Here is a 26,489-nt window from a genome sequence, read left to right on the forward strand (position 1 = left end):
GGTCAGCGGTTGCGGAAGAACTCCAGCACCGCTGCGCTGCCGGCCGCGAGGTCGGTCCAGGGCTTCCAGCCCAGCTGCATCTCGGCGCGGGACGGATCGAGCGACGAGCGGGCCAGCTCGCCCGGACGGGCCGGGGCCAGGGTGGCCGCCCGGTCCACCTGGGCGACCCGGGCCATGGTGGCGTACAGGTCGGTGACCGAGGTCTCGACGCTGGTGCCGATGTTGATGATGAGCCCGTTGCCCTTGTCGGCGGCCCGGACGAAGGCGTCGACCACGTCGTCGACGAACACGTAGTCGCGGGTCTGCGAACCGTCGCCGAAGATGGTGCACGGCTCATCGGCCAGCAGGCGCCCGGCGAAGATCGCCACCACACCGGCCTCGCCGTGGGGGTCCTGGCGGGGGCCGTAGACGTTGGCCAGGGCCAGGGCCGTGAACTCGAGCTGGTGGAGCTCGCGATAGGCGTAGAGGTAGTCGCCCACCACCTTCTTGGATATGCCGTAGGGCGACACCGGCCGTTGCGGGAGCGACTCGTTGGCCGGGAGGTCCTCGTCGGCGACGACGCCGTAGATGGTGCCCCCGCTGGAGGCGAACACCACCTTGCGGGTGCCGGCCTTGCGGGCCCCCTCGAGCACGTTGAGGCTGCCGATCACGTTGATCATGGCGTCGTGCACCGGGTCGGTGACCGAGACGCGGACGTCGATCTGGGCGGCGAGGTGGAACACGACCTCGGGCTTGCGGCGCTCGATCACGTCGACGAGCGAGGCGTCACGGATGTCGATGCGGTGGAACTGGAACTTGTGCTCCCCGTTGCCCCGGGCATCGGCCAGGTTGGCCATCGAGCCGCTCGACAGATCGTCGACGACATCGACCTCGTGGCCCTCGGCCAGCAGCCGGTCGACCAGGGTCGATCCGATGAAACCGGCCCCGCCGGTCACGAGTGCACGCATGGGTCTGACTTCCTCGCCTCAGGATCCGGTTTCGAGATGTTCGTCGACGCCGACGGTCCCGCCGGAGACCCGCAGGCCTGCGCCGACCACGGCTCGGTCGCCCAGCACGGCGAGATCGTCGATGCGGGCGTCGGCTCCGACCGAGGCGCCCCGGCCGACCACCGCCCGCTCGACCACCGCGCCGGCACCCACGTGGGCCCCGGGCAGCAGCACGGCGTCGAGCACCTCGGCGCCGGACTCCACGACCGCGCCGACGCCCACGACCGAGCGGAGCACCTTGGCGTCGGGGGCCACCGATGCCGCCGGGTGGATGCCCTCGACCGGCTCGCAGCGCAGGCCGTCGAGCAGGTCGAGCTGGCTCTGCAGGTACTTCGACGGGGTGCCGGTGTCGATCCAGTAGGTGTCGCCGGACATGGCGTAGAGGGCTCCGTCGGCGACCATCGCCGGGAACACCTCGCGCTCGATGGACACCTTGCGGCCCTCGGCGATGCGCCCCAGGACGGAAGCCTCGAGCACGTAGGTGCCGGCGTTGATCAGGTCGGTGGGCGCGTCCTCACGGGCCGGCTTCTCGACGAACGCGATCACCCGGCCGTCGGGCTCGGTGGGCACGACGCCGAACGCCGACGGATCCTCGACCTGGTGGAGGGCGATGGTGCCTTCGCCGCCGTGCGCGTCGTGGAACTCGACGAGCGCCCCGATGTCGAGGTCGGTGAGCACATCGCCGTTGACCACGACGAACCGCTCATCGATGCCGGCGTGGAGCGCCGCGAAGCGGATGGCGCCGGCGGTGTCGAGCGGCTCGGGCTCGATGGCGTAGTGGAGCGCGATCCCGGCGCAGCTGCCCTCGGGATAGGCATCGACGAACGCATCGGGCTTGTAGCCCATCGACAGCACGGCCTCGGTGATGCCGTGCTCGCCCAGGTGCTCGAGGACGTGCTCGATCATGGGCTTGTGCAGGATCGGCAGCATCTGCTTGGGCGTGGTGAACGTGAGGGGGCGAAGCCGGGTGCCGAAGCCCCCGACCAAGACGACGGCCTTCACCCGCCGGTACCGGCAGCCGTGGTGGCCGTGGAGTCGGCGGGCGCGGTGGTGGCCGTGGATCCGGCGGGCGCCGTGGTGGCGGTGGTGCCGCTCGAGCCGGCCGCGGCACCGGTGTCGGCGGAGCCGAGTGACTCGATGTTGGCTGCCGACGACGGGGGCTTGATGTCGGTGCTGCCCTTGGGGACGTAGGCAAGGGTGTAGGCGCCGAGGTTCTCGGTGAACGGAACGTTGCCGAAGTCCTTGGTGAAGATCTTGTCGGGCTTGGCACCGGCCGCGTTCTTGGCGTCCTTCCAGTGGGCCATCACCAGCTCGCCGGGCTTGCCGCCGCAGGTGGTGACGCCCTCTTCGACCGTGGTGGAGCCGTCCTTCAGGGTCATGCCCTTGGGCAGCTTGAACCCGGTATCGGTGACGGTGAGGCTCGTCTGGTTGAAGAACTTCTGCATCGTGGCGCGCTTGCCGGCCGCAGTGCGCGTGAACGGGTGGATGTGGACGATGCCGTCGCCGTGGGTGTGGATGCCCAGGGTGTCGGTGGGGCCGTCTTGCAGCGGGGCGAGCTCGGTGCCGCACACATCGATGGCGAAGGCGGCGTGCCAGTGGTCGAAGGGCTGGCCGTTGCCCAGGTTGGCCTTGGGCGGGGTGGTGTTCTTGCCGTAGCCGCCGTTCTGGCTGCGGGCGACCAGGACGACCCCGATCCCCAGGGCGACGATCGCCACGATGCCGAGGCCGAACAGCCAGTTCCGACCCTTTCCGGTGCTGCCGCCGGCGGGGTTGCCTGACCCGCTCTTGGCGGCGACGCGGGCGACTTTCTTGGCCGATGAGGACGATGCCATGAGAGGGCACGCTAGTGGGCGAGGACCCTCCACCAGGATTCGGGTCAGCGGGCGATCAGTTCCCCGAACAGGTCGTCGTAGGCCTCGGCGACGGCAGCAGGCGACGCCCAGCGCTCGACGAAGCGGCGCCCGGCCCGACCCATCACGGCGGCCTCGTCGGGTGCCTCGACCAGGGAGATGATGGCCTTGGTGAACGATTCGGCGTCGTCGGGCGGGACCGCGACGCCGGCCCCGGCCTCGACCACCGTGCGGGCCACCTCGGTGCCGGGGTCGACCGAGGCCACGACGGGCCGGCCCGCCGCCAGGATCGTGTAGAGCTTCGACGGCACGCTCGAGCGGGCCAGCCCGGTGCGCAGCGGCACCACGTGGATGTCGGCGGCGGCCGCCACCTCGGGCAGGCGGGCCTTGGGCTGCATGTCGACGAACCGCACGTTCGGCAGGCCCGCGGCCTGCTCCTGGAGCCCTTGGCGGGCGACGCCGCCGCCGTTGATGACGAACACCACGTCGGGCTCGTGGGCCAGGTGGGTGGCGGCCGCGAGGACCAGGTCGAGCGACTGGGACCAGCCGACGTTGCCGGCGTACATCACCACGGTCTTGCCCCCGAGGCCGTACTCGCGCCGGTAGGAGTTCTCGCGCTCGCTCGGCCGGATGAAGTCGGTGTCGATGAAGTTGGGGATGACCCGGACCTTGGCGGGGCTGCCGGCGGCGCCCCGGCGACCGGCGATCTTGGCCGCCACGTTGGCCTTGAGGTCGTCGGACAAGACGGTGACGGCATCGGCACGCAGGTAGGTCTCCCGCTCGAGCCAGCTGGCCACCTTGATGACGCGGGGATCGGTGATGGCGCCCAGCTCGACCGCGACGTCGGGGAACACGTCCTGGATGTTGAACACGAACGGCACGCGGTGGGCGCGGGCGACCGCCCAGCCGGCGGCGCCCAGCGTGAGCGGCGGCGACATGGCGAGCACCGCGTCGGGCTTGGATCGGCTGACCAGGGCGGCGAGGCCGCTCAGGGCCGTGAAGCCGGCGAACGCCATCGCCCGTGCCGGGATGTTGCGCTTGTCGGTGGGGAACGGGTGCACCCGGGTGATGCGGCCCCAGGGCGTGTCCTCGTGGCGGACCGCCCGGCCCTCCCACCCTGGCTCGAGGGCGTGCTCCTGGTACCAGGGCAGCGAGGTGACGATGTGCAGGCGGTGGCCCCGGGCGACCAGCTCCGAGGCGATCTGGGTCATCACCTCGCCGGTGGGCGCCACGTCGGGGGCGAAGTGCGGGCACAGGACGAGGAGGTTCATCGGGGCCGAGTCTCCCCCATCGCGGCGGCCGCCCGGTACCCCGCGGCCAGGTCCTGGGCGGCGACGTCCCAGCTGAAGTGCGCCGCCCGCACCCGCCCCGCCGCCGCCAGCGTGGCGTGCACCGCCGGTTCGTCGAGCACGCGCGCCAGGGCGCCGGCCAGCTGACCGATGTCGCCCGGCCGGACCTTGAGCCCGGCGCTGCCGACCACCCAGGGCAGCGCGGTGGCATCGGCCACGACCACGGGGACGCCGGCGGCCATGGCTTCGAGCGCCGGCGCGCCGAAGCCCTCGAACCGACTCGGCACGGCGACCACGGTGGCGGCGCCGTACAGCGCGGTCAGGTCGTCCCAGGGGATCCGGCCGGTCCGGCGGACCTGGTCGCCGACGCCCGAGGAGCGGATGGCGGCCACCACGTCGGCCTCGCTGGGACCGGCCGCCCCGGCCAGCACCAGCGTGAGGTCGGGCCGCGAAGGGGCCAGGCGGGCGAAGGCCCGCACGAGGGTGACGTGGTCCTTGTGGGGATACGTGATCGCCGGGTAGAGGATGATCTGGCCGTCGAGGTGGTACCGCTCGCGCACCGCGGCCACGTCGTCGGCCGACACCGGGATCGGCGGCTCGATGCCGTGGGGCACCGTGGTGACGCGCGACGGCGGCACGCCGAGGTGCTCGACCACCGACTGCGACGTGGGATCGCTCGGGGTGAACACCATGGCGGCCTTGCGCGCGGCACGAGGGATCATCGCGGTCAGCCACCGGCGCTTCACCGCCGAGAAGTTCTCGGGCATGAGCAGCGGCTGGATGTCGTGGATGGTCACCGCGGCGGGCGTCCGGGCGATGGCGGGCCCGGGCGGGATCACCCCGCCGGCGTGGTGGAGCAGCTCGATGTTGCGGCGGCCCGCCTCCCGGGCCAGCCACGTGGCCTCGGCGGCCACCCGCTCCGGCTTGCGGTGCCCGTCGATGCGCGTGGTGACCGTGGGATAGGCCGCCACCAGGTCGGGGTGGGCCTCGGCGAACGGGCCGAGGGCGAACAAGGTGAGGTGCAGGTCGGGGGGCAGATCGTGGGCGAGGCCCCGCAGGAGGCGCGTGGTGTACTCCTCGCTCCCGCCCACCACACCCGGAACGAGCCACAGCAGGTTGACGCCGACGCGCAGCGGTTCGTTCGCGGTCACGGCGCCACCTCGGCGTAGGCCGCCGCGGTGAGCTCGGCCGTGCGCGCCCACGTGTACGTGGCGGCGCGAGCGGCGCCCCGGGCCCGGAGGTCGTCGGCGAGGGTGGGGTCGTCGAGCAGGCGGGCCAGGGCCTTGGCGATGGCCTCGTGGTCGTTCGGGTCGACGAGGAGCCCGTCGTCGCCGGCCACCTCGGCGGTGGCGGTGCCGAGCGAGGTGACCACCGGAGCACCGCAGGACATGGCCTCGAGCACCGGCATGCCGAACCCCTCGCGCAGGCTCGGGTAGCAGAACGCCGCGGCCCCCGCGTAGACGGCGGGGAGCTGATCGGGCGGCAGGAAGCCGAGCCGGTGGACGCCGATGCCCGTGCCCTCGAGGGCGGCGATCTTGGCGCCGAGGTCCTCGTTCCAGCCGTCGGGCCCTACGAGCACGAGGTCGAGGTCTCGTCCGGCGAGCAGGGCCATGGCGCCGACCACGCCGGCCAGGTTCTTGCGCGGCTCGACCGTGCCGACGAACAGCACGTAGGGGCGCTCGAGGCCGTGCTGCGCGCGGACGGCGGCGACCTGCTCCTCGGCCACCTGCACCGGGTCGACGCCCCACGGCACCAGGCGGATCCGCTCGGGTGCGAAGCCGGCGGCTCGGCACTCCGCGGCCGTGGCCTCCGACGGCACGAGGACCAGCTGGGCGTGGCGCTTGGCCAGCTCGGTGCCGCGCCGGAAGAAGCGGTTGCCGTGCCGGGTGGCCTGCGTGGGGTCGGCGAGGAAGGCCAGGTCGTGGATGGTCATGACCAGCGGCGCCTTGGTGGGCGGCACGGCGATGGCCGTGCCGTGCACGACGTCGACGGGCCCCGTGGCGCGCTCGATCGACGGGGCGCGCAGGGCGTGCCACGACTCGTACAGCGCCACCCGGGGCAGCGGGAGGTGCTCGACGGCGATGGGCGGCGCGAACGCAGCCGGCGGGGGCTCGGCGTGGCGGGCGGCCACGCCGACGAGGCTCAGGTCGTCGCGCTGGGCGAGCGCCCGCAGCGTGCCGAGCGTGGACGTGGCGGTCCCACCGGGCACCCGGTGCCAGCACTGCTCCACGGTGACGGCCACCCGCCGCGTGCGATCCACAGCGTCGATTCTGGCCGGTGACGAGCAGGATCGGCAGCCACCGCCGATGACGGCCTCGACACCCGGGCCGCCGCGCCAGCTGCAGGAGCGCTGATCAGCCGGCGGCGAGCACCGAGCGGAAGTACTCGGTGGTGCGCTCGATGCCCGTGCGCAGGTCGATCTCGGGCGCCCAGCCCAGCTTGGTGCTGGCGAGGGTGATGTCGGGCTTGCGCTGCGTCGGGTCGTCGACCGGCAGCGGCTCGAACGTGATCTTCGAGCTCGATCCCGTGACATCGATGACCGTCTCGGCCAGCTGCAGGATCGTGTACTCGTTGGGGTTGCCGATGTTGACCGGGCCCACCACCTCGGAGTCGAGGAGGGCCAGGAAGCCGCGGACCTCGTCGTCGACGTAGCAGAAGCTGCGGGTCTGGCTGCCGTCGCCGTACACCGTGATGTCCTGGCCCTTGATGGCCTGCACGATGAAGTTCGACATCGAGCGGCCGTCGTCGGGGCGCATCGAGGTGCCGTAGGTGTTGAAGATCCGCACGATGCGGACGTCGAGGCCGTGGTGGCGGTGGTACGCCATCGTCATGGCCTCGGCGAACCGCTTGGCCTCGTCGTAGACGCCGCGCGGGCCGATCGGGTTGACGTTGCCCCAGTAGGTCTCGGGCTGCGGGTGGACGAGCGGATCGCCGTAGACCTCGCTGGTGGACGCCAGGAAGAACTTGGCGTCCTTGGCCTTGGCCAGGCCGAGGGCGTTGTGGGTGCCGAGGCTGCCGACCTTGAGGATCTGGATCGGGATGCGCTCGAAGTCGATGGGCGACGCCGGGCTGGCGAAGTGCAGCACCGCGTCGACGTCGCCGGGAACGTGGATGAACGTGGACACGTCGAGCTCGACGAACGAGAACCCCGGCTGGCCGAACAGGTCTTCGATGTTGGTGATCGAGCCGGTGATCAGGTTGTCGAGGCACACCACCTCGTCGCCCCGGTCGAGCAGGCGGTGGCACAGGTGCGATCCCAGGAACCCGGCTCCGCCGGTGACCACGATGCGGGCCACGTCAGCTCCGGCCGATGCCGTCGTACTCGAACCCGAGGTCCTTGATGCCGTCTCGGTCGAGCAGGTTGCGCGCGTCGACCACCGCCTTGGTGCCGATCACCTCGGCGACGCGCTCGAAGCTGAGCTCCTTGAACTCGGGCCACTCGGTGAGCACGGCCAGCACATCGGCGCCGGCGACCGCCTCGTAGGGGTCGGTGAAGACGTCGATGCCGGTCAGGCGGGCATCGCTGTTGTCGGGCACGGCCGGGTCGTAGGCGTGGATGGAGGCGCCCACCTCGAGCAGGCGGTTGATGATGTTGAGCGCCGGCGAGTCCCGGAGGTCGTCGGTGGCGGCCTTGAAGGTGAGCCCCCACACCGCGATGGTCTTGCCCTCGAGCGTGCCGCCGGCGAAGCGGGTGATCTTGTTGGCCACCCGGCCGAACTGCTCCTCGTTGACCGCGATCACCTGGCGCAGCAGGCCGAACTGGTAGCCGGAGTTCTCGGCGATGCGGACGAGAGCGTGGCTGTCCTTGGGGAAGCAGCTGCCGCCCCACCCGGGCCCGGGGATCAAGAAGCGGTTGCCGATGCGCTGGTCGAGGCCCATGCCCTTTACGACGTCGCTGACGTCGGCGCCGACCTCTTCGCACACCGCCGCCATGGCGTTGACGAAGCTGATCTTGGTGGCGAGGAACGCGTTCGACGCGTACTTGATGGTCTCGGCGGAGGCAGGGTCGGTGATGAGGGTCTCGCCCGGAAGCTCCACGTAGAGCTGGGCGACCCGCTTGGCCGCGGCCTCGTCGGTGGAGCCGATCACCACCCGGTCGGGGTTCAAGAAGTCGGTGACCGCCGTGCCCTCGCGCAGGAACTCCGGGTTGGACACCACGAAGACGTCGTCGCGGCCGAGCTTCTTCTCGACCTCGCCGGCCGAGCCCACCGGCACGGTGCTCTTGTTGATAACCACGGAGTTGGGCTGCAGGTGGGGGCCGATGTCGGTGGCCGCCGCCTTGATGAACGAGAGGTCAGCGGCACCGTCGGCGCCCTGCGGCGTGGGCAGGCACAAGAAGATGAACTCGGCGTCGCCGACCGCGTGCTCGGCGCCCAGCACGAACGAGAGCAGGCCCTTGGCGATGCCGTCGTGGACCAGGTCGTCGAGCCCGGCCTCGAGGATCGGGACCTCACCTCGGCTCAGCGACTCGACCTTCTCGGGGACGACGTCGGCGCAGACGACCGTGTGACCCAGATGGGAGAGGCACGCTCCCGTGGTGAGCCCCACGTAGCCCGTGCCGATGATGGCGATCTTGCTTCCCACAGGTGCGTTCCCCGGTTCCGTCAGTGCGCATCGCGCGCCCGTAAGCCGCTCAACCGTAGTTCGCCTCCTGCTCTGGGGCTTCAACCAGGAGGACTAGCCGCAGCTGACGCCTGCAGGAGCGGCATCGGGCACGAAACCGGTGACCTCGGTGGTGGTGGTCGTGGCCGGCGGCGTGGTGGCGCCGGTGGACGACGAGCCGGGCACCGTGGTGGCGCTGGGGGCCGTGGTGGTGGTCGTGGTGGTGGGCGCCGGGAAGTCGGACGCCGGACGGGGGTCGAGCAGGACCGTGGCGAAGTCGGGGCCGGTGACCACCGTGATCTCGCTCACGTCCATGTCGGGGACGAGGACCGGGTCGGCCATGAGGTGCCGGGCGACGAGGGCCGCCTGGGCTTCCTGTCCAGGGGTGTAGCGCACCTCGGTGCGCAAGACGCCGGCCGACGAGCCGGGCGCCCCCATCTTGAAGCCGACGGTGGCGAGCAGGTCGGAGGCAGAGGCGGCCTGGTTGAGCGTCCCGCTGCCGTTGATCACCTGGACGGAGACCGTGGCGGGCGAGATGCCGTCCTCGGTGGCGGTGGTTCCGGTGCCCCGGAACAGGGCCAGCGTGGGCTCGGCCGCCCCGGCCTGGAGCTCGAGGACCTGCGCCCCGCCCTTCACCACCCCGACCACCGGCAGGCTGAAGGTCTGCAGGGAGTTGGGGTCGAAGTTCTTGAAGGCCCGGCCCAGCGAGATGAGGTCTCCGGCGGTGGTGGCCTGGTCGAGCTTGATGTTCTCGACGGCGACGTTGACGAGGCTGGCCAGGGCCGTGGGGTTGCGGGCGCCCTTCTTGATGGCGCCCTTGAGCACCCGCTTGATGAAGTCCTGCTGACGGCTGATGCGGCCCAGGTCTGACGTGGGGTCGCTGACCCACTTGCCGGCGGCGTTCTGGTAGCGGAGGTGGCGGGCCCGCACGTACTGGAGGGCGCCGTTCTCGTCGAGGGTGGTGCAGCCGGCGTTCTGGACGTTGAGGCCGCCCTGGTCCTTGACCGGCGTGGCGAAGTACACGGGCACGCCGCCGAGCAGCTTGACCAGGCTCTGGAACCCCGCGAAGTCGACCTGCACGTAGTGGTTGATGTCGATGCCGAAGTTGGCCTTGATGGTGGCGATCAACAGGTCGGCGCCGCCGAACTGGAGCGAGGCGTTGATGCGGCTCTTGGAGTTGCCCGGGATGTCGACCCAGAGGTCTCGGGGGAAGGACAGGACCTTGGCCTGGTTCGTCTTGGGGTCGATCCGGACCACCATGATCGTGTCGGAGCGGATGCCCGTGACCTTCTCGCGCCCGGCCGTGGCGGCATCGCCGGCCTTGAGGCCGTCGTCGGAGTCGGCGCCGACGATGAGGAAGTTGCGAGGCTCGTCGGAGCCCACGTCATCGCCGCTCACGAAGCCAGGACCAGCCAGTTCGACCCGTTCGATCTGGTTCACCTTGCGCTTGGCGTAGGCCAGGGACCCGGCCCCGAACAAGGCGGCCGAGATGCAGATGACGTTGAAGATGATGAGCGTCCGCTGGGGCCACGTCCGGTGGGGACGACGGGGGCGGGTGCGCTTGGACATGGCTGCGCAACCTACCAGCGGCCCTTGGTTCGCCCCAGGTCAGAGGCTGTGAACGTTTGGTGCAGACCAGGTCAGAGCGGGAGGCCGAGGCCGCGGGCGATGATCATCCGCTGCACCTCCGAGGTGCCTTCGCCGATCTCGAGGATCTTGGCGTCGCGGTACTGGCGGGCCACCGGGGTCTCGTCGATGAAGCCGTAGCCGCCGAAGATCTGGGTGGCCTCCCGGGTGGCGGTGACCGCCGATTCGGTGGCGTACAGCTTGGCCATGGCCGCCTGCTGCTTGAACGGCCGGCCCTGGTCCTTCAGCCAGGCCGCCCGGTAGACCATCGTGCGGGCCTGGTCGGCCATCACGGCCAGGTCGGCGCACTTGAACGCCACGCCCTGGTTCGCGCCGATGGGCTTGCCGAACGCGTTGCGGTCCTTGGCGTACTGCACGCTCTGCTCGAGGCAGGCCTGGATCACGCCCACGGCCATGGCGGCGATGGCGATGCGGCCGTCGTCGAGGATCGCCAGGAAGTTGGCGAAGCCCCGCCCGCGCTCCCCCAGGAGGTTCTCGGCGGGGACGCGGCAGTCGGTGAAGGTGAGCCCGTGCGTGTCGGACGCGTGCCAGCCCATCTTCCGGTACGCCGGCTGCACCTCGAAGCCGGGGGTGCCCGACGGGACGATGATCGTGCTGATCTCGGGCTTGCCGGCGCTGCCGGGGGCATCGGTGCGGGCGGTGATGGTGACGATCGACGTGATGTCGGTGCCGGAGTTGGTGATGAAGGCCTTCTCGCCGTTGATCACCCACTCGTTCGTCGCCTCGTCGAGCACGGCGCGGGTGCGGGTGCCGCCGGCGTCGCTGCCGGCCTCGGGCTCGGTGAGGCCGAAGCCGCCGAGGGCCCGGCCGGCGCACAGGTCGGGGAGCCAGCGCTGGCGCTGCTCCTCGTTGCCGAACGCGTAGATCGGGTTGGCGCCGAGGCCGACGCCGGCCTCGAGCGTGATCGCCATGGACTGGTCGACCCGGGCGAGCTCCTCGATCGCGATGCAGAGCGTGCTGAAGTCGGAGCCCGAGCCCCCGTACTCCTCGGGGAACGGCAGCCCGAACAGCCCCAGCTCGCCCATGCCGAGCACGACGTCGGTGGGGAACTCGTGGTCCCGGTCCCACGCTTCGGCGTGGGGGGCGATCTCGGTCTCGGCGAAGTCCCGGACGACCTTGCGGAACTGCTCTTGCTCGTCGGTGAAGTCGAAGTCCATCGCGGGTGAGCGTAGGGGTGGGCCGTCGGCGGAGGCGATCTGGAGGGCGCCCACCGGGCGGGTGCCACCTACGCTCCGGCGGTGGCACGGACTCCGGCACCCGCTCTGGCCGTGGTCGGCGACCGGCTGCTCACGGGGCTGCGCGACGTCACGTCGGACCTCACGGCGCTCGACGGCACCGGCTACTGGGCGGTCGTCCTGCCGTTCACCGGCGCGCCCGTCTGCGCCCGCTTCGACCACGTCGGCCCGGCGCGGCCCTATCGAGGGCGGCCGTGGGTCGGCGTCGATCCCGCGGCGTGGCGGTCCACCCTCGACGAGGCGGCGTTCAAGGCCGGGGTGGAGTCGATCCGGGCCTCGATCGGGCGAGGCGACGTCTACCAGGTGAACCTCACCCGGGTCCTGGCCGCGCCGCTGCCGCCGGGCGCCAACGTGGCCGCGCTCGGGGCCGCGCTGGCCGAGGGCAACCCGGCGCCGTTCTCGGCCGTGGTCCGCATCCCGAGCCACGGCATCCACGTCGCGTCGGCGTCGCCCGAGCGCTTCTTGGAGCGCGACGGAGATCGGGTGTGGTCGTCGCCGATCAAGGGCACCGCGGCCACCGTCGACCGCTTCTTGCCCAAGGACCGCGCCGAGAACGTGATGATCGTCGACCTCGTCCGCAATGACCTCGGGCGGGTGTGCGAGTGGGGGTCGATCCACGTGCCGGCGCTGTGCGCCGTCGAGGAGCACCCGGGCCTGGCCCACCTGGTGTCCACCGTCGAGGGCCGCCTCCGGCCGGGCCAGGGCTGGGCCGAGGCGCTGGCGGCGACGTTCCCGCCGGGCTCGGTCACCGGTGCCCCCAAGATCGCGGCGCTCGACCGCATCGCCGCGCTGGAGCCGAACGAGCGGGGGATCTACTGCGGGGCGGTCGGTTGGGTCGACGCCGACCGGCGCGGCGGCTCCCTCAACGTCGCCATCCGCACGTTCTGGTTCGCCGACGACGAGATCCGGTTCGGCACGGGCGGCGGGATCACGTGGGACTCCGACCCCGACGGCGAGTGGGCCGAGACCGAGCTCAAGGCCCGCCACCTGCTCCGCGTGGCCGCCGGGCCCCACGCCGGCGCTCCCGGTCCGTGACCGGTCTGGTCCGGCCGGGCACCGATCGCTAACGTCCCGGCGCTCATCTCACGAAGGCGGCCCCATGTCCCACTCCTCCCGCACCCGGGCCCTGCTGCGCTCGGCCGCGATCGCCGCGCTCGTGCTCGGTCTGATCGGCGCCGTCCAAGCCCGCGCCGCCGCGCCGGCGGCCGCCGCCGGCATCAGCGAGATCAGCCTGCCGGGCGCAACCCACGTGCTCGACGCGGTCACCGTGCCCGGCGATGCCATCTACCTGGCCCGCGGCCCCGAGATCGTGCGGATCGTCCCCGGATCGTCCCCGCAGACCTTCGAGCTGGGCGGCACCCTGAACGCCAGGGTCCTGGCGGTGGCCCCCGATGGCACGGTCTGGTTCGGCGGGATGAACGGCACGCTCGGCACCATCGCGCCGGATGGCACCGTCACGACCAAGGCGCTGGTCCAGGCCACCGACTGGGTCGTCTCGATGGCCTTCGGCAACGACGGCGCCCTGTGGCTGCTGGCGTCGACCGGCGGCTGGAACCACCTCGAGCGGGGCACGGCGGCCACCCCGATGACCGCCGTCGCCCTGCCGCTCGACGCCAACCACGACGAGGTCGTCCGGGGCGGCAGCGGTGCCGTGGTGCTGCTCGGCGCCACCGACGCCACCATGACGAGCGACGGCACCTCGACCCCGCTCACGGGCGTGCCCGCCGGGACCACCTACGACGTCGAGACCATCGGGACCGACGTCTGGGTCGCCACCAGCGCCGGCCTGACGACCATCTCCAGCACCGACACCCTCACCACCTACGGGCTCGCGTCCCTCGCGGCCGGCGCGCCGTCGATCGTGGCCGCGGGTCCGAACGGCACCCGCTGGTACACGTCGGGCGCCAGCCTCGGCCGCATCGGAGCCAGCGGGCCCGACCCCGTGCAGACGGTGCTCGCCGCCACCACCGCCGGCTCCTGGGACTTCGGTGCCACCCAGCTCGTCGCCGACCCGTCGGCCGACCGCCTCTGGGCGATCGGCATGCGCAGCAACCTGGTGCGGGTCGTGCCCATCGATCTGACGAGGCCCTTCACCCACGTCACCACCGACGACCCGGGAGCGATGACGTTCGGCGTCCCCGCCACCGTGACCGCGCACGTCAGCGCGTGGGACACCGACGCCGTGCCCACCGGCACCGTGACGTTCAGCAGCAACGGTGCCACCCTCGGCACCGCCCCCGTCGCCGCCGACGGGTCCGCCACCGCCACCATCTCACCCACCTCGGGCAGCATGGAGCTGCTGGCGAGCTACAGCGGCGACGCCACCTACCAGCCCGGCCGCTCGACCACCCGCTACCAGGGTGTCGCCGATGCGGCCACGGTCCTCACCATCACCGGCCCTCCCAAGCCCTGGCGACCGGGCGCGCTCACCTTCAGCGTCACCGTCACGTCGCCCTCCGGCGCCAAGCCGACCGGCACCGTCAAGCTCGGGATCTTCAGCATCCCCGTCGCGGGCGGGGTGGCGAGCACGTTCACCGCGACCTTCGAAGGCGGCGCCGTCTCGATGGCGGGCACCTTCAACGGAGACGCCGGGTACCAGAGCTCCACCGCCGCGCTCCCGTCAGCGATGGTGTCCTGGGACACCGACGAGGAGAACTTCGTCTCCAGCGCGTACCTCCGCCTCTTCCGCCGGCTCCCCGACCCGAGCGGCCGCACCTACTGGGCCGGGAGGATCCGGGACGGCCTGGCCCGGGACCGGTACGCCCTCACCATGGTCGCCACCACCGAGTACCGGCGGGCGCTGGCCCGACGCAACGGGTTGATCGGTCCCACCGCCACGGTGGCGCAGGCCAAGCCCGTCGTCGACGCCCTCGCCCACAAGACCGTCCGCCAGCTGCTCGTCGAGCAGTGGTCCGCCGCCGCCAGGGTGAGCTCGTGCCGGGACGACATCAACCCGACGTTCGCTCCCCCCGGCTCGTTCATGTGCTGGGTCAAGGTGATCTACACCACGTTCCGGGGCTCGGCGTCGAGCGCCGACTTCGATGCGGCCACCAAGATCGGGAACACCACGGCGGGGCGCACGCAGATCGCCCACGCGCTCATCTACTCCGACCACGTCGTGCAGCAGGTGGTCGGGGCCGCGTACTCCACCTACCTGAACCGGCCGCCGGACCCCAGCGGCCTCGCCTACTGGACGTCCCGGATCCAGGCCGGCGCCCGCGAGGAGGGCGTCGAAGCCCGCGTGCTCGGCTCCGACGAGTTCTTCCGCCGCACGTTGCTCCCGCCTGCCGATCACTGAGCGGCCACACTGTCGCCCTATGAGCACCTGGGTCTCGGTCGATGGCCGCCTCTCCCCCGCCGCCTCCGCACAGGTCCCGGCCCTCGACCACGGCATGACCGTGGGCGACGGCGTGTTCGAGACGTGCAAGGTGGTGGAGGGCACCCCGTTCGGGCTGACCCGCCACCTCGCCCGGCTCCACACCTCGGCCGGGCTGATCGGGCTCCGCTTGCCCTGGGACGATGAGCACCTGCGGCAGGCCTGCGCCGCCACCATCGACGCCGCCTCCGCCGAAGGAGACGTCGGGCGCATCCGGATCACCGTCACGGGCGGCCCGGGGCCGCTCGGGTCGGACCGCAGCGACGTGCCGCCCACGCTGGTGATCGCCGCCGGGCCCGGCGGCGCCTGGCCCGAGGTCACCGCGGTGGTCACCGTGCCGTGGACGCGCAACGAGCGCAGCGCGGTGGCCGGCGCCAAGACCACGTCGTACGCCGAGAACGTCGTCGCCCTCGCCGAGGCCCACCGCCACGGGGCCAGCGAGGCCATCCTCGCCAACACGGCGGGAGCGCTGTGCGAGGGCACCGGCTCGAACGTGTTCCTGGAGGTCGACGGGGTGCTGGCCACGCCGGCACTGGCCACCGGCTGCCTCGCCGGGATCACTCGGGCCCTCGTGTGCGAAGCGGTCGAGGTGGTCGAGCGCGACGACCTCACCCTCGACCACCTGCGGGCCACCAGCGAGGCCTTCCTCACCTCGTCCACCCGAGACGTCCATCCCATCGCCACCGTCGACGGCGTCGCCCTCGCGGCCGCGCCGGGCCCCCGCACGGCGGCCGCGGCGGCGGCGTTCCGCGCGCTCGAAGCGCACTCCCTGGACCCGTAGTGCCGGTCGCTCCCCTGCCCTCCTCCACCCGTCGACCGCGCCCGGCGCTCCGGCTGCTCGCCCTGGCGCTCGGCGTCGCCCTCACCGCCGCCGCCTGCTCCACCGACAGCTCGCCCGACGCGTCGAGCAGCCGCGGCGGGAGCAGCACCACCACCGAGGACCCGAGCCAGGGCGGTCCCAGCACCACCGGTCCGCTCGGCAGCGGCACCGCTCCGATCCACGACGGCCTCCGCATCGAGGTCCTGAGCAGCCAGCCCGACCGGGTCTCGGGCGACGACGCCCGCATCCGGGTCACGCCCCCGAACGGGACGGGCACCAGCGGCCTGCGGGTCACCCGCGACGACCGCGACGTGACGGCCTCGCTCGAGCCCATCGACGGTTCGCTCGAAGGCGTGATCACCGGCCTCATCGAGGGCAACAACACCCTCCGGGCGACCGGTGGCGGCAAGACCACCGTCCAGCGCATCCGGGCCTGGCCGCGCACGGGCCCGATGATCTCCGGGCCGCACCTGCCGCTGCTCGCCTGCTCCACGGCCGAGCAGGGCCTGGGCCCACCCACCGACCAGGACTGCTCGGCGCCGAGCAAGGTCTCGTGGCGCTACATCGACACCAAGGGCCGGCTCAAGGCCCTGCCCGCGGGGGCGGCCGCGCCGACCGACCTGGGCACCACCACCGTCGACGGGGTCCGGGTGCCGTCCTACGTGCGGGTGGAGCAGGGCGTGATCAACCGGTCGGTGTACGAGATCGCCACGCTGAGCCGAGCGCCCGGCGACCACGATCTCGGGGGGCCGGGCTGGAACCAGAAGCTGCTCTACCGGTTCGGCGGGGTGTGCGGCACCACCTATGGGCAGGGCCGGCCGGCCACCTCCGCGATCGACCCCACCTACCTCCGCCAGGGCTACGCGGTGGCCACCGCCAGCTTCGACAACGCCGACGTGCAGTGCAACGACGTGCTGGCGGCCGAGACCGCGATGATGGTCAAGGAGCGCGTCATCGAGGAGCTCGGCGTCCCGGCGTTCACGATCGGCGAGGGCGCTGCCGGGGGTGCGGCCCAGCTCCACCTGCTGGCCCAGAACTACCCGGGCGTGGTCAACGGGGTGGTTGCCGTCGATCCGTTCGCCGACACGTTCTCGGTCTGGCCCGGGGCCACCGACTGCGGTCTGCTGCTCCACTACTTCGGCACCGCCCGTGGCGCTGCCCTCACGCCGGCCCAGCGCCAGGCCATCGACGGGCACGCCAGCGCCGAGACGTGCGCGCGCTGGAAGGCCCAGGCCCTGGGCGAGCTCGACCCCTCGAAGGGTTGCGACCCGCAGATCCCGCCGGCATCCACCTACGACCCGAAGACCAACCGCGGCGGCGTGCGCTGCACCCTCCAGGACGGCAACCGCAACCAGGTCGGGATCGAGCCGGGCACCGGGTGGGCGCAGCGGCCGCTCGACAACGTGGGCGTGCAGTACGGCCTCGAAGCGCTCGACGAGGGCACCATCACCTTCGACGAGTTCGTCGACCTCAACACCGCCATCGGCGGCTACGACGACGACGGCCGCATCACCGGCCAGCGCGAGGAGGCCGATCCCGACGTGGTGATGCACGCCTACGAGACCGGGCGGGTGTCGATGGGCGGCGGCGATCAGAGCACCATCCCGATCATCGACATCACCACCGCCGACGATGCGTCGGGGACCATCACCGACCGGTTCCGGCCGTTCTCGCTCCGCGACCGCCTCACCCGCGGCGGCAAGGCCGACACCGCACCCGGGTTCCAGATCTGGAGCCGGGCGCCCGGCCACGACGACACGGCCAAGGCGGTGGCCGTGGTCGACGAGTGGCTGACGGCCCTGGAAGCCGACGCCGCCGGCGGCGACATGAGCGCCGTCCTCCTGCGCACCCGCCCCGACGCCGCCGTCGACAACTGCCTGCCCGCCGGGGCCGCCACGCCCATCTCCGGCGTCGACGTGTTCGACGCCGACGGCGCCTGCACGAAGGCGTTCCCCCTCTCCGGCGACCCTCGCACCGCGGCGGGCGGACCCCGGGCCGACCACGTCCTGAAGTGCGCGCTGAAGGCCATCGACCCCCTCGACTACGCCGAGCCGCTCACGGCCACCCAGCTCCAGGACCTCCTGGACGTGTTCCCCCAGGGCGTCTGCGACTGGAACACCCCGTCGGAGGGCCAGGTGGTCCCCGCCAACCCCGACCGCTCCTACGAAGACGTCGAGACGCCCGGCCAGGACGCCTGAACGATTCGACCCGTCCAGGCCGCTCGCTCAGAGCGGGCGCAGGTGGACGACGTCGCCGACGGCGATCGTGCGCCGCTCGCCTTCGAGCGTCTCGACCACCAGGTGGCCCTCGCCCGTGACGTCGACCGCCGTCCCCACGACATCGTCGACACCGAGGTCGACGCGGACCCGGCGGCCCAGCGTGGCCGAGCGCGCCCGCCACGCCGCCAGCAGCGCGTCGGCGCCACCGGGATCGCTCACCAGGCGGCCGTAGCGCTGATCGAGGTGGCGCAGGAACGCCACGAGCACCTCGACCCGCGACGGCGGCGGCGCCGGTGCGGTGAGGTGGTCGAGCGCCACGGCGATCTCGGCGAGGTCGTCGGGCACCGACGGGCCCCAGGCCACGTTGAGCCCGATGCCCACCGCGACGACGAGGCGATCGGTGGGGCGCGGTTCGGCCCAGCCGCCGGCCACCTGGCTCGCCGCGGGCCAGTCGACCTCGGCCAGGATGCCGGCGAGCTTCCGGTCGGGGCTGCTGCCGTCGCCCGGCCACACCAGGTCGTTGGGCCACTTGAGCCGGGGCGTGCAGCCGGTGAGCTCGGCCACCGCGTCGGCGGCGGCCACCGCCACCGCCATGGTGGTCGATCCCGACACCGCGGCCGACGGCCGCAGCAGCACCGTGCACAGCAGCGATGCACCAGGTGGGGCCTGCCACGTGCGGCCCAGACGGCCGCGGCCGGCCGTCTGGTGGTCGGCCACGATCACCAGGCCCTCACCTTCGCCCTGGCGGGCCAGATCGAGCACGTCGGCGTTGGTGGATCCCGTCTCGGGCACCCAGCGGACGTCGGCGAAACGGGTCCCGACCAGCGCCGATCGAGCGAGATCCCCTGCCGAGCCGTCGTCCACGCAGAGCAGTCCAACCCGAATCTGCGGTGCTGGGCAACACGAGGCCGGATTTCACGCGGTGCCATCTGGCACAGGCCCCTGCCCACGCCGTAGACATTCCGCTGTGCTCACCAAGATTCTGATCGCGAACCGGGGCGAGATCGCCGTCCGGGTCATCCGTGCCTGCCAGGAGCTGGGGATCGCCTCTGTGGCGGTGTACTCCGAGCTCGACCGAGATGCGCTGCACGTGCGCCTCGCCGACGAGGCGTACGCCCTCGGCGGCCAGACGGCCGCAGAGAGCTACCTCAACACCGACAAGATCCTCGAGATCATCGAGCGCTCCGGCGCCGACGGCGTCCACCCGGGCTACGGGTTCTTCTCCGAGAACACCGACTTCGCCCGGGCCATCACCGAGCGCGGCGTCACCTTCATCGGCCCCCCGCCCGAGTCGATCGAGGTCATGGGCGACAAGGTGTCGAGCCGCATCGCCGCCGAAGAGGCCGGCGTGCACGGCGTGCCCGGCACCAGCGAGTTCCTGTCGTCGGGTGACGAGGTCGTGGCCTTCGGCAACGAGTTCGGCTGGCCCGTCGCCATCAAGGCGGCCTACGGCGGTGGCGGGCGCGGCATGCGCGTCGTCAACGCCGCCGAGGAGGCGCACGCCGCCCTGGCGTCCGCCCAGTCCGAGGCGCTCAAGGGCTTCGGCCGCGACGAGTGCTACGTCGAGCGCTTCTTGGTGAAGCCCCGCCACGTCGAGATGCAGATCATCGGCGACCAGCACGGCAACTGCGTGTGGGTCGGCGAGCGTGACTGCTCCGTGCAGCGCCGCCACCAGAAGCTGATCGAGGAGTCCCCGGCGCCGAACTTCCCCGCCGAGATCCGCCAGGCCATGGGCGAGGCGGCCGTCAAGGTGGCCAAGGCGTGCGGCTACTACAACGCCGGCACCGTCGAGTTCCTCTACGAGGACGGCGCGTTCTACTTCCTCGAGATGAACACCCGCCTCCAGGTGGAGCACCCGGTCACCGAGCTGGTGTCGGGCATCGACCTCGTCCGCGAGCAGATCCGCGTCGCCTCGGGCGACGTCCTCTCGTTCACGCAGGACGACATCGACCTGCGGGGCTGGTCCATCGAGGTCCGCGTCAACGCCGAGAACCCGGCCGGCGGCAAGTTCCTCCCGGCCCCCGGCAAGATCGAGAAGCTCGTCGCCCCGCAGGGCTTCGGCACCCGCTGGGACGGTGGCTACGAGACCGGCGACGAGGTCAGCCAGTTCTACGACAACCTCGTCGGCAAGCTCATCGTCTGGGGCTCCGACCGAGACACGGCCATCGGCCGCATGAAGCGGGCCATCAACGAGTTCGTCATCGACGGCATCGACACCACGCTCCCCGCCCAGCTCCTGATCCTCGACCACCCCGACTTCGTCGCCGGCGAGCACTCCACCAACTGGGTCGACAACGGCACGCTCGACCTCTCGGGGGTCACCACCGGTCGCCTTCGCGGCGCCGAGCCCGAGGCCGAGGGTGAAGACGCCGAAGCCAAGGTCCGCCGCGACGTCGATGTCGAGGTCAACGGCAAGCGCTTCTCGGTGGCCATGTGGGTGCCGGAATCGGCGCTCGCCGCCTCGGCTCCCGCCGGTGGGGCTTCGGCCGCCAAGCCCCGCGCCCGCCGCGCGGCGTCCGGCGGCGGCGGTGCCGCCGGCACCGGGTCGATCGCTGCGCCCATGCAGGGCACCATCGTGAAGGTCGACGTCGCCGTCGGTGACACCGTCGCCGAGGGCCAGGTCGTGTGCGTGCTCGAGGCCATGAAGATGGAGAACAACGTCGCCACCGACGTGGCCGGCACCGTGGCCGAGGTGAAGGTCGAGGCCGGTCAGGCCGTCGGCGCCGGCGACGTCGTCGTCGTCATCACCCCCGCCGCCGCCGAGTAATCCGCCGGCGGGCTCACCCCCGCCAACTTGTTGCAGCCAGTGCTCGATGCAGCACTCCCTGCAACAAGTTCCGCGCGGGCCCGCGACCTCACCGTGAACTTGTTGCAGCCAGTGCTCGATGCAGCACTCCCTGCAACAAGTTCGCCTGGGGCGGGCTGGCGTCAGTCGGCGGCGTCGCTGAGGGCTTCGGCCAGCGCGGGGTGGACGAAGAGGCTCTCGGCGAGATCGGTCACCTTCAGGCCGGCCGTGACGGCCACCGCGATCACCGAGATGAGCTCGGCGGCGTGCTGGCCGACGATCGAGCCTCCGAGCACCACGCCCGTGGCCGGGTCGGAGACGATCTTCACGAACCCGCGCGGGTCGTCGTTGATCAGCGCCTTGGCCGAGGCCGAGAACGGCACCTTGGTGACGCGCACCTTGCGGCCCTCGGCGAAGGCATCGGCCTCGGCCAGGCCGACATCGGCGATCTCCGGGTCGGTGAAGATCGCCGAGGCCGCCTTCTCGTAGTCGATGTGGCGGTGCGGCCCGGCGTGCAGCCCGAGGGCGTGCTCGGCGATCTTGCGGCCCTGCATCGACGCCACCGACGACAGCGGCAGCTTCCCCGAGAGGTCGCCGGCCGCATAGATGTGGCCCACCGTGGACTTGCAGTTGTGGTCGACCACGACGTAGCCGCCATCGGTCTCGACCCCGACGTCGTCGAGCCCCAGGCCCTCGGAGTTGGGGATGGATCCGATGCACAGCAGCACGTGGGTGCCCTTGGCCACCCGGCCGTCGTCGCAGCGGACCGACACCGAGTCTTCGCCGAGCTCCAGCCCCTGGGCTCGCGCGCCCTTGAACAGGCGGACGCCGCGGCCCAAGAAGTCGGCCTCGAGCACCGCCGCCACCTCCGGGTCCTTCTGCGGCAGGACCTGCTGGCGGCTGACGATGAGGGTGACCTGGGAGCCGAACGCCGAGAACATGTGGACGAACTCCACGCCGGTGACGCCGGAGCCGACCACGATCAGGTGCTCGGGGAGCACCGGCGGCGGGTACGCGTCTCGGGTGGTGAGCACCCGGTGGCCGTCGATCGGCGCCCAGTCGGGGATGCGCGGCCGGCTCCCGGTGGACAGCACGATCACGTCGGCAGGGACCACCTGGGTGCTGCCGTCGGCCGCGGTGACCTCGACCTCGTGGGGCGCGATGACGCGGCCGGAGCCGGCGAGCATGCGTACGCCCTGGCTGGCGAGGAGCGACCGGACGGAGCGCTCGAGGCGGCCCTCGATGGCGGCGATGCGGGTGCGCAGGGCGTCGAAGTCGGGCTGGGCCTCGACCTGCATGAGCCCCATGCTGGCGGCGCGGCGCATCTCGTTCATGGCGCCGCCGGTGGCGATCATGGCCTTCGAGGGGATGCAGTCGAGGAGGTGGGCGGCCCCGCCCACGATGTCTCGCTCGATCAGCGTGACCTCGGCACCGAGCCGGGCCGCGGTGGTGGCCGCCTGGTTGCCCGCGGGGCCTCCTCCGATGACGACGAAGCGTTGAGCCATCGGCGCAGGCTACCGGCCGTGGCCGGGGCTCAGGACCGGCCGTCGGCCCCCAGCGAGGCCGAGGCCTCGATGGCCTGGGCGGCGCCGTCGTCCTCCACATCGGCCACGAGGAGCCGGGCTGCGGCCAGGACCTCGGGCTCGGCGTTGCCCATGGCGACACCCCACCCGACGGCCTCGATGGCGGGCAGGTCGTTGTGGCCGTCGCCCACCATCATCACGTCGGACATCGGGACGCCGAGGTCGTCGGCCACCGCGGCGATGCCCGCCGCCTTCGACACGCCGGCCGCGGTGACCGACACGAACGCAGCGCCCGGCATGACCGGCGACGTGGCGGCCGAGGCGACCGTGCCGGCGGGGGCCGCGGCCACGGCGGCGGCCACCTGATCCCGGGTCACGACGAACTGCACCCGGACCACCGGGTCGCGCAGGTCGCTGATGGGCCGCCGGGCGTGGGGCAGCGCGAGCAGGCCGGCGTGCTCGACGGCGAGGGCGTCGTCGGAGTCGACCACGTAGTCGTCCCACGAGTAGGTCTCGAGCACCCAGCCGTGAGCGGCCGCCGTGGCCTGGCACGCCGCCACCGCGTCGTCGGGGATCGGGGTGGCGCGCACTTCGCCGGTGGCGGGGTTCCACCGTGCCGCACCCGTGTGGAAGACGTGCCAGCCGAGCGGGTCGAGGCGCTCGGCCCACACCCGCGTGGGGCCGGCGGCCAGTCGAGCGGTGCAGAGCGTGAGGCGCTGGCCACGCTGGCGGGCCAGATCGGCGGCCGACCAGAGGGCGTCGCTGGGGGCACCGGCGAGCCCCACGAGGGTTCCGTCGACGTCGAGGCAGATGAGCGGCAGCACCCGGCGACGGTAGGCGACGGACCCGAGGGTCACCCAGATCGCGGCCCCCACCTGCTGGACTGTTCTCGCGCGTCCAACAGAGATGTGTTTCGGTCGGATGACCGATGTGACAGTTCCGTGACGATGTGCAACCCTCTCGGATTCCCGATCAGGAGAGAACGATGCACGAACACCAGACCACCGCTCGCCGCCGCCTCATGGGTGCTGCTGCTTGCATTGTTCTGGCGCTCGTCCTCACGAGCTGCTTCACCGGCAACCAGACCAAGATGGTGAGCCAGATCAATGCCAGCCGTCGGGCCTACGGGAAGCCGGCGCTCGCCGCCGACATGGCTGCCACCCGCAAGGCCCAGAGCTGGGCCCAGCACATGGCCGACACCGGGCGCCTCGAGCACTCCGGCGGCGGCAGCTCCCTCAGCACCGCCGGGCTCCCCAAGTGGTGCGCGGTCGGCGAGAACGTCGGCATGGGGTCCACCACCCAGGTCGTTCAGGACGCGTACATGCGCTCGGCCCCGCACAAGGCCAACATCTTGGGCAACTACAACCGCGTCGGCACCGGCGTCGTCCGCAAGAACGGCACGGTCTGGTCGGTGCAGGTCTTCTACCGGTCCTGCTGATCCGCATTGGGGCGGTGATCTGGGCGGCTCGTAGGATTCACCCTCGATGAGCGACGCCACCGCAGACCCCAGCAGCCCCGACGCCCGGCCCTCCCTGTCCGACTGGGAGGCCTTGGCCGCCAAGGATCTCAAGGGCCGCACGCCGAGCGACCTCACCCGGACCCGGCCCGAGGGCATCGACGTCAAGCCGCTGTACACCGCGGCCGACGTGGAGGACCTCGACACCGACACGCTGCCGGGCTTCGAGCCCTTCACGCGCGGCGTCCGGGCCACCATGTACGCCAACCGGCCCTGGACCATCCGGCAGTACGCCGGCTTCTCCACCGCCGAGGAGAGCAACGCGTTCTACCGGCGCAACCTGGCAGCCGGCCAGCAGGGCGTGTCGGTGGCGTTCGACCTCGCCACGCACCGCGGCTACGACTCCGACCACCCGCGGGTGGTCGGCGACGTCGGCAAGGCCGGGGTGGCCATCGACTCCGTCGAGGACATGAAGATCCTCTTCGACGGCATCCCCCTCGACCAGATGTCGGTCTCGATGACCATGAACGGCGCCGTGCTGCCGGTGCTGGCGTCGTTCGTGGTGGCCGGCGAAGAGCAGGGCGTGAGCCAGGACCAGCTCGCCGGGACCATCCAGAACGACATCCTCAAGGAGTTCATGGTCCGCAACACGTACATCTACCCGCCCGAGCCCAGCATGCGGATCGTGGCCGACATCATCAGCTACACGTCGGACCACATGCCGAAGTGGAACTCGATCAGCATCTCCGGGTACCACATGCAGGAGGCGGGGGCGACGGCCGAGCAGGAGCTGGCCTTCACCATCGCGGACGGCAAGGAGTACGTGCGGGCCGCCATGGCGCAGGGGCTCGACGTCGACAAGTTCGCCGGCCGCCTGAGCTTCTTCTTCGCCATCGGCATGGACTTCTTCATGGAGATCGCCAAGCTGCGCGCCGCCCGCATCCTGTGGCACCGCACCATGAGCGGGTTCGAGCCCAAGAACCCGAAGTCGCTCATGCTGCGCACGCACTGCCAGACCTCCGGCGTCTCGCTCACCGCGCTCGACCCGTACAACAACGTGATCCGCACCACCATCGAGGCCATGGCCGCGGTGCTGGGCGGCACGCAGTCGCTGCACACCAACGCCTTCGACGAAGCCCTCGGCCTGCCCACCGACTTCTCCGCCCGCATCGCCCGCAACACGCAGCTGGTGATCCAGGAGGAGACCGGCGTCCCCCACGTGATCGATCCCCTGGGCGGCAGCTACTACATCGAGGCGCTCACCAACGAGCTGGTCGACAAGGCCCAGGCGCTCATCGACGAGGTCGAGGAGCTGGGCGGCATGACCAAGGCCGTCGAGTCCGGCATGCCCAAGCTGCGCATCGAGGAGTCGGCAGCCCGCCGCCAGGCCCGCATCGACCGCGGCGAAGAGGTCGTCGTCGGCGTCAACAAGTACAAGGTCGAGAACCCCGAGCTGGTCGACGTCCTCGACATCGACAACGCGTCGGTGCTCGCCCAGCAGATCGCCAAGCTCGAGCGCATCCGGGCCGAGCGCGACGACGTCGCGGTCAAGACCGCGCTCGAGGCCCTCACCGAGGGCGCCCGCGGCGACGGCAACCTCCTGGCGCTGTGCATCGACGCCGCCCGGGCCCGCGCCACCGTCGGCGAGATGAGCGACGCCATGGAGGACGTCTTCGGCCGCCACGCCGCCCAGGTGCGCACCATCGAGGGGGTCTACGTGAACAGCTACGCCGGCGACGAGGGCTTCGCCGCCCTCTCCCACCACATCGACGAGTTCGAGACCCGCCAGGGCCGCCGCCCTCGCATGCTCGTGGTGAAGATGGGCCAGGACGGCCACGACCGAGGCGCCAAGGTGATCGCCACCGCGTTCGCCGACCTCGGCTTCGTGGTCGATGTGGGCGTGCTCTTCCAGACGCCCGCCGAAGCCGCCGCCGACGCCGTCGACAACGACGTCCACGTCATCGGCGTGTCGAGCCAGGCCGCCGGCCACAAGACGCTGGTCCCCCAGCTCATCGCCGAGCTCAAGGCCCGCGGCGCCGACGACATCTTGGTGGTGGTGGGCGGCGTGATCCCGCCGCAGGACTACGAGTTCCTGCGCCAGGCCGGCGTCGCCGCCGTCTTCGGCCCCGGCACCAACATCCTGGAGTCGGCCACCGAGGTCCTCGAGCTCATCGAGGCCCGGCTCGGCGCCTGATCCTCGAGCCGGCGGCTCCGCGGCTGCTCAGTGGAGGATCGCCATGACGCCCAGGGCCGCGGAACCGATGCCGACCAGGAGCGCCACGGGAGCCAGCGGCTCCTTGCGGCTGAACGCCTGGAACGACGCCATCACCGGGATGATCCCCAGGAACACGATGCCGACGGTCATGGCGAGGGCCAGGTAGGCCACGCCCACGCCGATCGCGATCAGCGACTGGCGGTTGGCCTGGGTGAACGACCGCCTCGGAGCGACGTACGACCGCTGCTGCGGCATGCCGTAGCCCGGCACCGACCCCGCCACCGGACCGGCCGGCGCGCTGCCGTAGCCCGTCGCGGTGTGGTCGCTCCAGGTCGCGCCGTCCCAGTAGCGGATCGTGCCGGCCACCTGCGGGTCGGGGTACCAGCCTGCTTGCACCGTCTGCCCGGCCATCTCTTCGTGCATCGTGAACCGCCTCCTCGCGCGCCTCCGCAGGCCCGCTGGGTCCCATCGGCCGATCCGTGGGCC

21 protein-coding genes are annotated in these 26,489 nt (G+C 71.8%); 7 read left to right on the plus strand and 14 right to left on the minus strand.

What is annotated here, in order from left to right:
* Window positions 1–2: 2 nt before the first annotated feature.
* The 10 genes from ACPPVX_RS02545 to ACPPVX_RS02590 form a co-directional block, all read right to left on the minus strand.
* On the minus strand, window positions 3–947 hold the full coding sequence (locus tag ACPPVX_RS02545) for an NAD-dependent epimerase/dehydratase family protein (protein WP_426573314.1): 945 nt from the start codon (window positions 945–947) through the stop codon (window positions 3–5).
* Between the two features lie 18 nt (window positions 948–965).
* Entirely contained in the window at window positions 966–1,988 is a 1,023-nt protein-coding gene (locus ACPPVX_RS02550; RefSeq protein ID WP_426573315.1) for a sugar phosphate nucleotidyltransferase, read from the minus strand.
* On the minus strand, window positions 1,985–2,818 hold the full coding sequence (locus ACPPVX_RS02555; protein ID WP_426573316.1) for a hypothetical protein: 834 nt from the start codon (window positions 2,816–2,818) through the stop codon (window positions 1,985–1,987). Before ACPPVX_RS02555 ends, ACPPVX_RS02550 begins: the two co-directional genes overlap by 4 nt.
* A 44-nt stretch (window positions 2,819–2,862) precedes the next feature.
* Window positions 2,863–4,107, minus strand: a complete 1,245-nt coding sequence (locus tag ACPPVX_RS02560) for a glycosyltransferase family 4 protein (RefSeq protein WP_426573317.1) — start codon at window positions 4,105–4,107, stop codon at window positions 2,863–2,865.
* Complete coding sequence (locus ACPPVX_RS02565; protein WP_426573318.1) at window positions 4,104–5,276, minus strand: glycosyltransferase family 4 protein; 1,173 nt, start codon at window positions 5,274–5,276, stop codon at window positions 4,104–4,106. Before ACPPVX_RS02565 ends, ACPPVX_RS02560 begins: the two co-directional genes overlap by 4 nt.
* Window positions 5,273–6,385, minus strand: coding sequence for a glycosyltransferase family 4 protein (locus ACPPVX_RS02570; protein ID WP_426573319.1), 1,113 nt, complete (start codon window positions 6,383–6,385; stop codon window positions 5,273–5,275). The genes ACPPVX_RS02565 and ACPPVX_RS02570 overlap by 4 nt, the downstream gene beginning before the upstream one ends.
* Window positions 6,386–6,479: 94 nt before the next feature.
* Window positions 6,480–7,421: a UDP-glucuronic acid decarboxylase family protein gene (locus ACPPVX_RS02575; protein ID WP_426573320.1), complete on the minus strand. Its 942-nt coding sequence runs from the start codon at window positions 7,419–7,421 to the stop codon at window positions 6,480–6,482.
* A gap of 1 nt (window position 7,422) precedes the next feature.
* Complete coding sequence (locus tag ACPPVX_RS02580) at window positions 7,423–8,709, minus strand: UDP-glucose dehydrogenase family protein (RefSeq protein WP_426573321.1); 1,287 nt, start codon at window positions 8,707–8,709, stop codon at window positions 7,423–7,425.
* A gap of 93 nt (window positions 8,710–8,802) precedes the next feature.
* Window positions 8,803–10,296 carry an LCP family protein gene (locus tag ACPPVX_RS02585; RefSeq protein WP_426573322.1) on the minus strand — a complete coding sequence of 498 codons (1,494 nt, stop codon included), beginning with the start codon at window positions 10,294–10,296 and terminating at the stop codon, window positions 8,803–8,805.
* A gap of 71 nt (window positions 10,297–10,367) precedes the next feature.
* Window positions 10,368–11,531: an acyl-CoA dehydrogenase family protein gene (locus tag ACPPVX_RS02590; RefSeq protein WP_426573323.1), complete on the minus strand. Its 1,164-nt coding sequence runs from the start codon at window positions 11,529–11,531 to the stop codon at window positions 10,368–10,370.
* Between the two features lie 81 nt (window positions 11,532–11,612).
* Here ACPPVX_RS02590 and ACPPVX_RS02595 point away from each other — a divergent pair, with 81 nt between their 5' ends.
* From ACPPVX_RS02595 to ACPPVX_RS02610, 4 genes are all read left to right on the plus strand, one after another.
* Window positions 11,613–12,644 carry a chorismate-binding protein gene (locus ACPPVX_RS02595; protein ID WP_426573324.1) on the plus strand — a complete coding sequence of 344 codons (1,032 nt, stop codon included), beginning with the start codon at window positions 11,613–11,615 and terminating at the stop codon, window positions 12,642–12,644.
* A gap of 64 nt (window positions 12,645–12,708) precedes the next feature.
* Window positions 12,709–14,907, plus strand: coding sequence for an Ig-like domain repeat protein (locus ACPPVX_RS02600; RefSeq protein WP_426573325.1), 2,199 nt, complete (start codon window positions 12,709–12,711; stop codon window positions 14,905–14,907).
* Between the two features lie 19 nt (window positions 14,908–14,926).
* On the plus strand, window positions 14,927–15,766 hold the full coding sequence (locus ACPPVX_RS02605) for an aminotransferase class IV (RefSeq protein ID WP_426573326.1): 840 nt from the start codon (window positions 14,927–14,929) through the stop codon (window positions 15,764–15,766).
* The gene (locus ACPPVX_RS02610; protein WP_426573327.1) at window positions 15,766–18,003 is read left to right on the plus strand and encodes a DUF6351 family protein; all 2,238 of its coding nucleotides are present in this window, start codon (window positions 15,766–15,768) and stop codon (window positions 18,001–18,003) included. Before ACPPVX_RS02605 ends, ACPPVX_RS02610 begins: the two co-directional genes overlap by 1 nt.
* Window positions 18,004–18,030: 27 nt before the next feature.
* Here ACPPVX_RS02610 and ACPPVX_RS02615 read toward each other — a convergent pair whose 3' ends face one another.
* A complete protein-coding gene (locus ACPPVX_RS02615) occupies window positions 18,031–18,888 on the minus strand; it encodes a biotin--[acetyl-CoA-carboxylase] ligase (protein WP_426573328.1) in 858 nt (285 codons plus the stop codon).
* Window positions 18,889–18,991: 103 nt separating this feature from the next.
* Between ACPPVX_RS02615 and ACPPVX_RS02620 the strand changes: the two genes are divergently transcribed.
* Window positions 18,992–20,791, plus strand: coding sequence for an acetyl-CoA carboxylase biotin carboxylase subunit (locus ACPPVX_RS02620; RefSeq protein ID WP_426573329.1), 1,800 nt, complete (start codon window positions 18,992–18,994; stop codon window positions 20,789–20,791).
* A gap of 161 nt (window positions 20,792–20,952) precedes the next feature.
* On the opposite strand, the gene ACPPVX_RS02625 is transcribed toward ACPPVX_RS02620, so the two are convergent.
* The gene (locus tag ACPPVX_RS02625) at window positions 20,953–22,314 is read right to left on the minus strand and encodes a dihydrolipoyl dehydrogenase family protein (protein WP_426573331.1); all 1,362 of its coding nucleotides are present in this window, start codon (window positions 22,312–22,314) and stop codon (window positions 20,953–20,955) included.
* Between the two features lie 29 nt (window positions 22,315–22,343).
* On the minus strand, window positions 22,344–23,156 hold the full coding sequence (locus ACPPVX_RS02630; protein WP_426573332.1) for an HAD-IIB family hydrolase: 813 nt from the start codon (window positions 23,154–23,156) through the stop codon (window positions 22,344–22,346).
* Between the two features lie 161 nt (window positions 23,157–23,317).
* On the opposite strand from ACPPVX_RS02630, the gene ACPPVX_RS02635 reads away from it, so the two are divergent.
* A complete protein-coding gene (locus ACPPVX_RS02635; protein WP_426573333.1) occupies window positions 23,318–23,770 on the plus strand; it encodes a CAP domain-containing protein in 453 nt (150 codons plus the stop codon).
* 46 nt (window positions 23,771–23,816) lie between these two features.
* Window positions 23,817–25,982, plus strand: coding sequence for a methylmalonyl-CoA mutase (gene scpA / locus ACPPVX_RS02640; protein ID WP_426573334.1), 2,166 nt, complete (start codon window positions 23,817–23,819; stop codon window positions 25,980–25,982).
* A 27-nt stretch (window positions 25,983–26,009) separates the two neighbouring features.
* Here the strand turns inward: scpA and ACPPVX_RS02645 are convergent, their stop codons facing one another.
* Entirely contained in the window at window positions 26,010–26,426 is a 417-nt protein-coding gene (locus ACPPVX_RS02645) for a DUF2510 domain-containing protein (protein ID WP_426573335.1), read from the minus strand.
* Window positions 26,427–26,489 lie beyond the last annotated feature (63 nt).

Source organism: Aquihabitans sp. McL0605, from assembly GCF_049993875.1.
Taxonomy (GTDB): Bacteria; Actinomycetota; Acidimicrobiia; order Acidimicrobiales; family Iamiaceae; genus Aquihabitans.

Bases quoted from the DNA above. Each gene is read 5' to 3' on its own strand.
- ACPPVX_RS02545 (WP_426573314.1), bottom strand. From the start codon at position 947: ATGCGTGCACTCGTGACCGGCGGGGCCGGTTTCATCGGATCGACCCTG.
- ACPPVX_RS02555 (WP_426573316.1), bottom strand. From the start codon at position 2,818: ATGGCATCGTCCTCATCGGCCAAGAAAGTCGCCCGCGTCGCCGCCAAG.
- ACPPVX_RS02560 (WP_426573317.1), bottom strand. From the start codon at position 4,107: ATGAACCTCCTCGTCCTGTGCCCGCACTTCGCCCCCGACGTGGCGCCC.
- ACPPVX_RS02585 (WP_426573322.1), bottom strand. From the start codon at position 10,296: ATGTCCAAGCGCACCCGCCCCCGTCGTCCCCACCGGACGTGGCCCCAG.
- ACPPVX_RS02590 (WP_426573323.1), bottom strand. From the start codon at position 11,531: ATGGACTTCGACTTCACCGACGAGCAAGAGCAGTTCCGCAAGGTCGTC.
- ACPPVX_RS02600 (WP_426573325.1), top strand. From the start codon at position 12,709: ATGTCCCACTCCTCCCGCACCCGGGCCCTGCTGCGCTCGGCCGCGATC.
- ACPPVX_RS02605 (WP_426573326.1), top strand. From the start codon at position 14,927: ATGAGCACCTGGGTCTCGGTCGATGGCCGCCTCTCCCCCGCCGCCTCC.
- ACPPVX_RS02625 (WP_426573331.1), bottom strand. From the start codon at position 22,314: ATGGCTCAACGCTTCGTCGTCATCGGAGGAGGCCCCGCGGGCAACCAG.
- ACPPVX_RS02635 (WP_426573333.1), top strand. From the start codon at position 23,318: ATGCACGAACACCAGACCACCGCTCGCCGCCGCCTCATGGGTGCTGCT.
- scpA (WP_426573334.1), top strand. From the start codon at position 23,817: ATGAGCGACGCCACCGCAGACCCCAGCAGCCCCGACGCCCGGCCCTCC.
- ACPPVX_RS02645 (WP_426573335.1), bottom strand. From the start codon at position 26,426: ATGCACGAAGAGATGGCCGGGCAGACGGTGCAAGCAGGCTGGTACCCC.